We start from the raw sequence: 10,029 nt of genomic DNA on the forward strand, positions 1-10,029 counted from the left end.
AGGCGTGACACTGGGGAATATCCATGAAAGTGAACGACTTTCTGGATTTCCCAGTTCCGGAACCTCAGTACAAGATACCCATCACGAAAAGTGCGGAAGAACCCAGTTCTCAGTGAAAATCAACACTCGGCGGTAAAGGCGACGATGTCGCTGACCGGCAGCCAGGGCGCTCCGAGGCGCGCCGTGATTTCGGACGGGCGCAGATCGGCCGGCTGCAGGGCTTCCAGCGCCGTCACATTGCGGGCGTAGCGGGGGTCGGCCCGGGCCGCATCGCGGGCCTGCTCCAGTTTTGTGCGCACCGCGCCGGAGAGCATCTCATCCGACGTGACCCAGACATCGCGCCCGTCCGTGCTGCGCTCCGGGTCGAGATACACCGCCTCGCCAAGGGCTGCGACGACATCGCCTTCGGGCTGTCCCAGCAGCTCGGCGATGCGCGGCATCTCCACGCCGCCCGTTTCATGCAGGCACACCGCCAGGGCATCGTGCGCGGAATGGATCTCCGGCTCGACCGGGGCGTGGATCACCCGCTCCGAGAAGATCGGTCCCATCCGGCCCTTCTGTGTCGCCTCGTCATACTCTTCGATCGAGGAGACCAGCCAGACATCCGGGTCGTCATAGAACGGCGTCAGGTTCGGGCGCCGCTGGGTCTCGTTCTCCACCCCGGTTTCCGGATCGACGCGGACGGTCACGTTCGTCAGGTTGATCGGACCGTACTGCCGGACAAAGCTGAGATAAGCCCGCTTCAGCTCACCCTGCAGGCGGCCATAAGGCAGGTTTTCCATCTGTGCCCGCAGGACCGCCCGGGCGGCATCGCGGATCGGCACGAGAGCGGAGATGATGCGGGCGTGCTTCTGGAAAATGCCTTCCTTCTGCTCGCCTTTTCTGATCGGGACCGTCACCGCCTGTCCGTCCGCAATCTGCTGCAGGACGCCCCTGGTGACGAAATACGAGCCTTCCTTCAGGAGGGCGCCGTCCGCTGCGGTGCCGACCAGAACGTCGGATCCTGCCGGCCTGACGATGCGCTGCTCCGCCGGGGCCGGGAACCGCACATCCTGCCCGATCCGGGCCAGAGCCGTGGGCAGCACAGCATCGGGGGCGAGCCCGTCCGCCGCCTCGCAGGTGTAATCCGAGCCGAACTGTGTCGTGGTCCAGCCATGACGGCCCGCCACCTGTTCCGGACGGTCGAGGAAATAGCGGCTGATCACCAGCGGTCCGTTGCCCTGGTTGCTCCCGGGCACCTCGCCGGTTTCCAGCCAGTTCTCATCTCCGGGCAGATCGCCGATCCCGCGTTTGCGGAACACGAGCACATCAATGACCACATCGGTGCCGGCGTCGTTCCGCATCGTGCCGGCAGGCAGGCGCACCGCCCCCACGAGGTCAGCCATCTCCGCGATTGTGCGGCGGGCGGTGCTGTCGGTCTTGTCCAGCGTGTAGCGCGAGGTCACGAACATCGCGACGCCGCCCGGACGCAGCGCCTCGACGGAGCGAGCAATGAAATAGTCATGCAGGCTCAGTCCGAGGCGGGTCAGGCCTTCCGGTCCGCGCACGGTGCGATTGGAAAACGGCGGATTGCCAATGGCGAGATCGTATCCGGCCGCCAGCTTCGCCGTGGTGAAATCCTCGCTGCGGATCCACTGGTTCGGATAGAGTTTGCGCGCGATCCGCGCCGTGATCGGATCATTCTCGATTCCGGTGAAGGCGATCCGGCCTTCAAGGTTTTCCGGGCGGGCGGCAATGAAGAGGCCGCTTCCACAGCCCGGTTCCAGCACGGAACCGCCTCTGAAGCCCATGCGCAGCGCCGTATCCCACAGGGCACGCACGATCGTCTCGGGCGTGAAATGCGCATACTGCGTGGCGCGTTTGAGCCCTGCCCGCTCCGCGTCCGTAGTCGTGGCCAGCAGGCTCTCCCCGATCTCCTCCCACCCGGTCTTGAAGCCGTCCTGGCCGGGCGGGAACAGATTGTTCGCCAGGTCCCCTGCCCCGAAGCCGATAAACCGTGACAGCACGACCTGTTCAGCGGCCGTGGCGTTGCGGTCTTCCTCTTCGAGTTCTCTGAGCAGGGCGATGGCCAGCACGTTGTCGCGGGCGCGCTGCCGCCAACCGTCTGCGAGGCCGCGTGTGCCGCAGAGACGGAAGTCGGTCTGAGGAATGGCGAGCGAGGCAACGGGTACGGACGAGGCGGGGACGGGAGATGTTCCCTCTTCTCCTTCGAGTTCGCCCCAGAAAAGATCGCTCTGCGGATCGCCGAGTGCGGTTGTGCGAAAAAGGCTGAGCTGGAGTGACATGACCGGACTCCGTACAAACGCCGGCGCCCGGCCCTGCTCGCGCAGGCCGGGGGATTGCCGGGTTCAGGTTTTCAGGGTGTCAGGAAAGGCTTTTTCTCTTTCCTTCAGCCTTCATCGCGACCGGGTCGGCCGGGGGAACGCAAGGGCGCCGCGCAGCGGCGGCACCGCATCCCGCGCACAGACGGCGAAGCCGGCGAGCACGGGGAGGAGCCACCCCTTGCGGCGCGCCGGCCGATCTGGTGCGAAGGTTCTAACTAATTTCAGGATTACTCGCATTAATATCTATAATACGTCTGATGTATATTTTATCATATTGTGTGGTTTAGGAGTATTGTAGATTTCTATTCTCAAAATAAATGTCATTTTAGAGTGTTGTTGCTTCTTTTGTTCTTTGAACTTCTTTCTTATTGTTTGTGGCGAGGTTGAGTTTCGCGTGAAAGGGACAATTATCCCCAAGGACATCGTTAAAAGGTTATTTTAAAGTTGTTAAAGAGTTATAGGGCAAACAATGTAATATATATCAATAGGTTATCGTGAGTATTTGTGCTCGATATTCCGAAGATGCGTGCGCGATGTTCTGTTTGGTTTTGTGCGCGATATACCGTTTGGCTGTGCTTGATGTTCCGAACGAATGTGCGCGATGTTCCGTTGTCGCGGTGGCGATCTGTGGATAACTGACAATCGAGTTGTGTGCACCGCCGTTAAATCGTGGCGCGAGTCGATTATATCTTGCGATCTGCAAGTAAAATCGCGCTGTCTCGCTCATTTTGGGACTGTTGCATAAAAGATCGGAATATCGCGCACGCATGCTGCGTGAGTTCCGACAGCGACCGTGAATGTGGCCAAAGGAAAGTGTAAAGAGCAAACATCGGAACATCGCGCACACCGTTTACAGCGACGGAGCGGGAAGTTTCCTGATGAGTGTCCAACGCTCAGGCAACTTCGACGGATCGGAATATCGCGCACATGACGTGGAATCAGATGCTCGCCGCCGTGTGTTCGCTGTCTCGATGCTCGAATACAACAACAGGCCGTCCACCTCTCGGGCCGAGTTCCAGCGCCAATTTATAATCTGGGATCACATCATCGTTGATGATCTTCAGGAGATCTCGTTTGAAGAAACGCAGTTCGCGTGACGTCCCAATCTTCTTCGCCAGTTTTTCAAGACTGATTCGCCAGGAGTCTTGGTTACCAAGATGCTTACGCCCGATCTCATATAATCGTCGACCGAGGCCACTCTCAAGATCGAAATAGGTGGGATTGATTGTCAGCACGCGTCTCTCTTTGACCAGCGCGCGAAACATCCAATCGTTCAGAGTAATCTCGATCGCGGCCATAATTTTTCGGCCCGTTGACGTCTTCCGTTCTACCACGCGCCAGGTCTCAATCCAGCCAAAACCCCGCCTATCTCTCTCGTCCGCTGATTCAATGGAGGTCATGATGTTGGTCGATCGAAGACGGAACAGCGCATCGAGAAGGAGCTCATAGCTGCGTTTTCCTGTTCCGCGGCCTGTGACTCGCAGAAGATCGTGAGCCGCGAAGCGGACAGTATGATCAACATCCATACCTCGTTCGATACGCTCGTTAATCAACGAGACAACGTACAGAAGAACGTCTTTATCCCAGATTGTGGCTAATCCCTTTGGTCCGGGTTCGATCGTAATTTGAGTTCTTCCATCGTCATAAATCAGCGGCTCCATTCTGGGCTGTTTCTGGATGCTAAAAAACGGGAACTCCATAAGTGCCCTGTCGTCTTTGAGGGGAGCTCCCACAAGAGAGTCGATAAAGAGGTCGGTTTCGTTTCCAGCCATAGGTTACCGGCTCCCGAGGAATGTGCGCGATGTTCCGAATAGTAGGAGGATGGTGAGGTTAAGGGTCAAGGATTTTCATCCTTGGCTTGCTCCAGTATCTGGTCGATTTCAGCCCTGAGCATGTGCAGTCGGGTGCGGTCGAGTTCGGTGAGATTGACATGTTGAGCCCGAACCTGGCTCAGACGGTGGGCCATCTTCTCGACAGATCCAAAAGTAAAATGTCTTGGTTTGCCCAGTTGTTGTTCTGGGTCCCGAACACCATCTAATTTTCCGAGACGAATGGCTTTAACGGTAAGCTGCCCGGATTTTGCTTGCTCGATAAGCTCATTGCGCCGATCTGGGTCTTGAATACGCGCGAGTTCGACCAGCGCGTTTCTTGCTACCGCACGTTCGGACGCTAGTTCGTTCAATATCTCCGGGGGCAAGGTCAGAATCTTGAGGATGGCACTGACTTCAGCGCGGCTCTTGCCCAGCGCTTCGGCCGCCTGCGTCTGAGACCAGCCTTTTTGGGTAATCAGACGATCTATAGCGGTTGCCTCCTCCTGTGGATTCAAGTCTATTCTCTGCAAATTTTCTAATAGAGATGCGATCTCCGGATCGCCGTCGTGCTCAATTCCAAGCAGCGTGTTCCAGCCGAGGAGCTTTGCGGCGCGCCAACGACGCTCACCCGCTACAATCGTCCATTTCGGATGCTTGGCGGTACTGTCCTGTGCTCGCCTGACAAGGATGGGCTGGAGCTGTCCTTCAGCATCCATCGTCTCTGCAAGTTTTGTAATGCTTTCTTGTTCAAATGTTTTTCTTGGCTGGTCCGGATCCGGCGCAGTACTCGCGACTTCCACTTCGAAAGTGTGTCGAAATCTTCCTCCTTGCCGGATGAAGTTATTGCCAGCATCAGTGACTAGTCCCGCAGCCACACCAAGAATGGGTGATGGAGCTTTTGTCTTTCGCTTCGTTGTCATTAGGGAGCTTCCTCCAAGGTCTGGATTTCGGCGAGCGGCAGGTGTGTCCTTGATTGAAGTGCTTTGGCGAGGTTCAGATACGGGACCGTGGCGTTTGCCGAAGGTGATGCTTCAAGAGCGACGCGTCCTGCACGCGCAGCGTGGCCGTATACTGCGCTGGCTGGAACTGGTTGCAAGACGGGCGCACGGTCTTTCATCATCAGCCACAAATGATGAAGCACTTCGCGGTCGACAGATTTTCTAACGCTGTACTGGGTTGGGAGAATTCCTGCCAATCTTAAACTTGGATTGAGACGTCTCTGTATTTTTCCTATTGTCCCGATAATAAGTCCGACGCCCATAGTGTCGTAGGGCTCAGTTCTAACGGGCACGATTGCTTCGTCGGCCGCCGCTAAACTCATCCATGTCAGCATTCCGAGATTGGGGGGGGCATCGATTACGATCCAGTCGTAATGCGCTCGCGCGGGCTCTAACGCTTCGCGGAGAGCTGCGTCGAAGCCAGGCTCTCGCTTTCCGTCTGTTTCGGCCAAATCAATGTGGCTTGCTATGAAATCGAAAGGTAGTGACCGGCCGTCAGGCAGCACACCTGCGTGCACTATCACTTCCGAAATAGGCTTGCCTCCCAAGACCAGATGGGCTGTGGTTTTCCCTTGGTGGTAAAGGTCAGTATTCGTGCCAGCTAGGATACCGGCTGTGGCTGTAGCTTGCGGGTCCATATCGATCAAAAGAACTCGGCAGCCCAACAAGGAGAATGCATACGCAAGATTGAGGGATGACGTCGTTTTTCCGACACCACCCTTTTGATTGGCGAGGACCAGGACCCGCGCTGTATCCTGGATAGCGCCAGTCATGCTTTCGATTATGTCGGCGACATCATCGGGGATAGGTTCCTTATCGTTTTCCCATCGGCTTATTTTGGGTTTGTCATAGCTTCTGCCTAGCCGACGGTTTAGTTCATCCTTAAGTTCGCCTTGGCTTAAGCGCAGATTTAGCCGGCTGTTGCGAAGTGCCTGCCCATTCACGTGCAATTCTCCAGGTTCTTAATGCTGCGTTACTCAACGCCATCAACATCAACAATGATGGTTGATGTTGTCTTTATCTTACGCTCGGAGTCAAGCTCTCGCGCCAATAATTGCCACTCGGACTGCGAAAAGGTTGGCGTGTGGAGGTCCGGCGCTCAATCGTTCCCGTATGGACACCTTGATGTTCTGACGTCAGAACATCGTCTCAACGTTACGGAGTCGGTCGTAGTTGGTTCGCAACGGTGTGGGCGGCGAGTCGATTGGTATGTGTTGCCGGTCGACGAATCTGAGGAATGCTCAGGTTACTGTGATCCATGTTCTGACGTCAGAACATGGCCGGTGCTGTAATCAGGTCGATCGGAGATTTGGAGACTGGCGCCACTAACGACCTCTCTCTCTGGCATGCCTGCTCCGTCTGAGTATTTAAATCAGTTGGTGCTATTGCACATGTGCATGTGTTTGGTCGTGTTAAGCGACTAATGTCAGTTCTAGGACCATTGTACGAAAACGAATATTCGTTCTGGTACGTGGAGGTGGCGTCGCATCGTGCTTGTATGCTGGCCCTTGCGGGCGCCATCGTGTTCAGGAGACCATGCGGCGCTCAAATGATCGGACGGACCGGTTGCGCCTCATCTGGCGCGCTCGAAACATGGGAATGCCGCGCGAATCATTACTGAAACCACCTGCAGCCTTCCGGTCGCACTCTTTTCTTTGCGACGGCGTCGGAAGACGCGGAACTCTTCCAGCAACTGTGCTTTCCGAGAATTCTATAAAAAGCAACAAAGGGTGATTATAAGGCGCCGCTCGCTACGCCAATCAGCAGATCCGGCGCTGGATGGAAGCGGGATGTTTCGAGGCTCTGGTCCACGATCTCCGGTCCGGCTGCATCTGACTGCGGGTCAGGTCAGTGACTTTCAAAGGGGCTGATAACCTGCTGAACAACCATCCGGATGAAACATCAGAAGTCATGGGGGACGGCGGCTATGACAGCAATAAAATCAGGCAGTCGCTTGCAAACCGGCATGTCACCGCCTGTTTTACGCCGAAGAAGAACCGGAAATCAAAGCCACCTTCCGGCTGGCATCTCTATAAAAAGCGCCACATCATCGAAAATATGTTCGTAAAACTGAAAAGCAGGAGGCGTGTCGCGACCAGATATGACCGCTGCGCTCGTACTTTCATGTAGCCGATCCACATCGCAGCAAGCTTCATTTTTTATCTCAAAGAATGAATATCTGCGTTGGTCAAGTGTGGCGTGGTTCCCATAATCGGTCATTGCGTAACAGAACATTTGCCAGAATGACAAGACGCCGCATGAGAGCGGTCAGAGCCACTTTTGCGTGCTTTCCCTTATCCGTCAGACTAGGACGTCTTGTGAGTTAATTCCCATGATGGTGGAGACCTGTTGCACTGCTGCGATGGAGGTTGACTTCAGCTTGGCATAGCGTGTCGCCTAGCCTCTGAACTGCTTCAGTTTGAAGAAGATGCGTTCGATGATGTTTCTGTTTTTGTTGAGTTGAAAGCTGATTTTCCGTGGATAGCGATGGTTTTTCCTTGAAGGGATGACGACTGTAATCTGCCGCTCTTTGAGTTTTTCGATTAGCGATCGGCATCATAGACGTTGTCGGCGGTGAAAGGTTTCGGAATCGGTTTCATTGAGCAATGGCTTAATTTTACTGATGTCGGTCCTTTATCCGGGAGTCAGGGATAGCGTCACAGCCTTTCCCACGGCATCGACAACAGCGTGGATTTTCGTGGTCAGTCCGCCGCGGGACCGTCCGATGGCCTGAGCCGCGCCCCCTTTTTACGGGCACCCGCACTATGCTGGTGAGCACGGACTATTGTGCTGTCGATCATCATGTATTCGCTATCATGGTCAGCAGCCAGATACCGGAAAATGCGCTCGATCACACCGCTTTCGCACCAGCGGCGCAGTCGCCGGTGGACATTCTTCCAGTCTCCCAAACGGGTTGGCAGATCACGCCAGGCAGTACCTGCGCGGTAGCGATACAGAACCGCTTCCACAAACAGACGGTTATCCGCGGCTGTATATCGTCGACGTGGCCTTCACGATCCGGGAGAAGGCCTTTTATCCGAGCCCACTGACCATCGCTCAGACCATACCGCCGCATCAACAAATCTTACCCGAAAAACAGGAAGAAAACATCATAAAACGCGTCAACGTACAAGGTCAGTATCGCTATCCGTTAACTGACGACATCGTCTAACTGAAGTTCTTGTTTTCAAGTTAAATTTCGTAATAGAAACGCGTTTGTCCGCTCTTAAATAAATAGATGGCTACTTCGGAGACGTTAATGGGACATATAACAGGGTTAATCGACCAGCATTGGCCATGGGTCTCTGCTCACGGCTTCACGCTCCTTGCTGGTGCTTGGGCAGTTTTTATGGGTTTACTTTCGAATAATAATGCTCAAAAAGCGGCGCTCTATGATGAAGATATTCCAGAAGAACGAAACAAGTTAAAGTCTGAATTCAATAAAATAACGGATTTTCAGTATAAATTTTTTATACCAATCTCCATGTTTATCGTATTAGCGATAATTCCGTACACAAACGAAGGTGTGTATCATGATTATGCGGAAATAGGTTTTGGAAATAGGTTTTGGAAAGTGGTTTTTAATAGACTGTGCATTTAGTTTAATCGCTTTTTCCTTCTTCTTTTTGATCACAAAGAATACAAAAAATGGTCAAAAACCTAAAATAATTATTCTAGCATCGGTACTTGCTATTCTTGTTGTTGCCATTATTCTAAGGATCAATATAGCAATATTTTCGGGAGTATGGTATAATATAATTGGAAAACTTTCAATACTTGCGATGGCATCTTTTATTTGTTATTTGGTAGCACCTTACGTGAAATTATTTCTAGATAAAAATAAGATGAAGTTGTTTTGGTTTAGCGCTATATTTAATTGTATAGTATATGCAAGTTTATTGTATGGTATCGCTATTTTTACATTTAATATAATAACTAAGTATAGTATAATATAGTCCCAAATAAGGGTGATTTGCCACAGCAAATCACTCTACGTTGGATACTCTCCGGGTCGTTCGCGTCTTAACAACTGTCGTATTTAGCTATATATCTTGTATCAGACTTACGCGAATACCTCCTTTTTGTTCTATTAACTGATTCGTGGACAGTCCGCTATTCCCCAGATTGTGTTGAAAAATTCTCGTTGCGGTTGGTGATGAAAGCACTCGTGGGATCAGCCTGATTTGTCTCTTTGCCACCCCTGTCGCTATCGCCATGCGGAGTGGAGCGAGTTTTGCCATCTTGAGGAGGTTGGGGGCGGTTGCGGCGAGGAGAAACTCATCATGAGCGCCCTTTGGGGCGCGCAATCGCAGGCGATACAGTTTCAGAATCCCCTTGAGGTGGACAAACAGCATCTCGACGCGGATTTCTCACACTTGAGGCAATTTCGGGTCATTTTGTAGAATTCAGTCATCCCACAGGAGCCCGATCTGGAATATTGACGATATTCTGCTTCTGGCGGCGGGTTCTGAACGCAGTGAGGGTGTCACGGCCTGAGAAGGCAGTGTTGGTGGAAGCTATGTGGTCTGTGCACTGTCTGTTTCTTCAGATGGCCTGCCGGAGCCTTCGCAATCGTGCATGAGCGAGGGCGAATTCATGCTGACAGGGGAACATGTCCGGCATGGAGAGGACAATCCGACGGACGCTGAGCGTGACACGTGTCGCGATTTTGAGCAGTCGTGCGCGGATGGTGCCACAGGTCGCCTTCTCCAGAGAGGTCTGCCCAAGGGCCATCTTTTGCAGAGCGGTGAGCAGGACATAGGCTGCGGCCGAGAACCACAGCCGGAGCTGGTTGGCGCGGATGGTATGGGAGGATGTCCTGTCTGAGAACAGATCCAGCTGGCATTCCTTGATGCGGTTTTCCATATCCCCGCGTGCGCAGTAAATCTGTTCGTA

Annotated in this window: 7 protein-coding genes and 3 pseudogenes; 3 read left to right on the plus strand and 7 right to left on the minus strand. The window is 53.7% G+C overall.

Annotation, left to right across the window (positions count from 1 at the left end; translation table 11 throughout):
• Positions 1–125 precede the first annotated feature (125 nt).
• The 4 genes and pseudogenes from GOB87_RS15560 to GOB87_RS15575 all read right to left on the minus strand — a co-directional run.
• Positions 126–2,285: pseudogene (locus GOB87_RS15560) on the minus strand (lactate dehydrogenase); the annotation flags it as partial.
• 977 nt (positions 2,286–3,262) lie between these two features.
• Positions 3,263–4,096, minus strand: coding sequence for a replication initiator protein A (locus GOB87_RS15565; RefSeq protein WP_166318844.1), 834 nt, complete (start codon positions 4,094–4,096; stop codon positions 3,263–3,265).
• 65 nt (positions 4,097–4,161) lie between these two features.
• Positions 4,162–5,055 (minus strand): ParB/RepB/Spo0J family partition protein, encoded by an 894-nt coding sequence (locus GOB87_RS15570; protein WP_166318847.1) that lies wholly within the window; start codon positions 5,053–5,055, stop codon positions 4,162–4,164.
• Positions 5,055–6,077 carry a ParA family protein gene (locus tag GOB87_RS15575; RefSeq protein WP_264806386.1) on the minus strand — a complete coding sequence of 341 codons (1,023 nt, stop codon included), beginning with the start codon at positions 6,075–6,077 and terminating at the stop codon, positions 5,055–5,057. Before GOB87_RS15575 ends, GOB87_RS15570 begins: the two co-directional genes overlap by 1 nt.
• A 907-nt stretch (positions 6,078–6,984) precedes the next feature.
• On the opposite strand from GOB87_RS15575, the gene GOB87_RS15580 reads away from it, so the two are divergent.
• Positions 6,985–7,263: a transposase gene (locus GOB87_RS15580; protein ID WP_198911733.1), complete on the plus strand. Its 279-nt coding sequence runs from the start codon at positions 6,985–6,987 to the stop codon at positions 7,261–7,263.
• Positions 7,264–7,434: 171 nt separating this feature from the next.
• Here the strand turns inward: GOB87_RS15580 and GOB87_RS15585 are convergent.
• Positions 7,435–8,209, minus strand: a pseudogene (locus GOB87_RS15585) (IS5 family transposase).
• On the opposite strand from GOB87_RS15585, the gene GOB87_RS15590 reads away from it, so the two are divergent.
• On the plus strand, positions 8,138–8,305 hold the full coding sequence (locus tag GOB87_RS15590) for a hypothetical protein (RefSeq protein ID WP_166318841.1): 168 nt from the start codon (positions 8,138–8,140) through the stop codon (positions 8,303–8,305). The pseudogene GOB87_RS15585 and the gene GOB87_RS15590 overlap by 72 nt on opposite strands.
• Before the next feature lie 87 nt (positions 8,306–8,392).
• Entirely contained in the window at positions 8,393–8,734 is a 342-nt protein-coding gene (locus tag GOB87_RS15595) for a hypothetical protein (RefSeq protein ID WP_166318850.1), read from the plus strand.
• A 622-nt stretch (positions 8,735–9,356) separates the two neighbouring features.
• Here the strand turns inward: GOB87_RS15595 and GOB87_RS16910 are convergent.
• Together GOB87_RS16910 and GOB87_RS15605 are read right to left on the minus strand one after the other, a co-directional pair.
• A pseudogene (locus GOB87_RS16910) lies at positions 9,357–9,497 on the minus strand (IS5/IS1182 family transposase); the annotation flags it as partial.
• 181 nt (positions 9,498–9,678) lie between these two features.
• Positions 9,679–10,029: transposase (locus GOB87_RS15605; RefSeq protein WP_194303379.1), on the minus strand; the 351-nt coding region annotated here is incomplete at its 5' end.

The organism is Acetobacter estunensis, from assembly GCF_011516945.1.
Lineage (GTDB): Bacteria > Pseudomonadota > Alphaproteobacteria > Acetobacterales > Acetobacteraceae > Acetobacter > Acetobacter estunensis.